A 1,217-nucleotide genomic window follows, 5' to 3' on the forward strand; every position below is an offset into this window, starting at 1 on the left:
AAGAAAGACGGCGCAGTGGAATTCCTGCCCGAGGGATTCGGGCGCGGCCCGGCCCTGGTGGAGCGGTTCCGCGACCGGGAGCATCCCATCCGCCGGATCATCTGCGTGGGCCAGGGAACCGCCGCCGTGGCCGCCATGGCCGTGGCCCAGCTTTTGCGCCGCACCCTGGCGACCACGGGCATCTCCATCGAGTCGTACACCGGCTCGGAGCTGATCGGGTTCATGGGCGACGAGCGCATGGACGACGTGTTCCTGATCCCGGTGTCGCAGTCCGGCACCACCACGGACACCAACCGGGTGGTGGACCTCTGCCGCGACCGGGGCGCGTGGGTCAACTGCATCGTCAACCGGCGCAATTCGCCGCTGGTGCAGAAATCCGACTCGTACATCTACACCTCCAACGGCCGCGACGTGGAAATGGCCGTTGCCTCGACCAAGGCGTTCTACTCGCAGATCGCGGCGGGCAAACTGCTGTCCCTGTGGCTGGCCGACATCCTCGGCACCCTGGACCGGCCCGCCATCCTCGGCGAGATCGAGTCGCTGGAGGCCCTGCCCGGCCGCATCGACCGGGTGCTCGAGACCAAGGAGGCCATTGCCGAGGTGGCGAGGAAGTTCGCGCCGGTGCACCGCTACTGGGCGCTGGTCGGCAACGGCTCCAACTGCGTGGCCGCCCAGGAAGTGCGCATCAAGCTGTCGGAATTATGCTATAAATCCATTCCGTGCGACGTTACCGAGGACAAGAAGCACATCGACCTGTCCACCGAGCCGCTGACCCTGGTCATGGCCTCTGACCTGCCGGAAATGGTGGTCACGGACACGGTCAAGGAGACCACGATCTTCAAGGCGCACAACGGTTCGCCCATCGTGTTCTGCGCCGAGGACGAGACCCGCTTCGACGCCGTGGCCGAGGCAACGATCAAGGTGCCCCGCGTGGGCGGCGGGCTGGATTTCGTGCTGGAGACCGTGGCGGGCCACTGGTGGGGCGTGTCGGCGGCCAAGGCCATCGACGCCCATGCCGAGCCCTTCCGCCAGGCCCGCGTCCTCATCGCCGGGATGCTTGAGGACACGGCCCGCTTCGACCGTGGCGAGCTCCTGGTGGCGCTGAACAAATGCAACGAGCGGATCGCCTCCGGTGCCACGGATTCGGCCCTGCCCGCCCGGGTGGCCTCGTCCCTGGCCAACTACATGCTCTGGCTGGTCAACCAGTCCGAGGCCAT

Annotated in this window: 1 protein-coding gene; it reads left to right on the forward strand. The window is 67.1% G+C overall.

Going from position 1 to position 1,217, the window contains the following annotated elements:
- Positions 1–1,217, forward strand: a 1,217-nt coding sequence (locus tag PSN43_RS15910; RefSeq protein ID WP_272701723.1) for an SIS domain-containing protein, incomplete at both ends; no start/stop codon positions are given.

The sequence above is a fragment of the Desulfovibrio sp. Fe33 genome (genome assembly GCF_028532725.1).
Taxonomy (GTDB): Bacteria; Desulfobacterota; Desulfovibrionia; order Desulfovibrionales; family Desulfovibrionaceae; genus Pseudodesulfovibrio.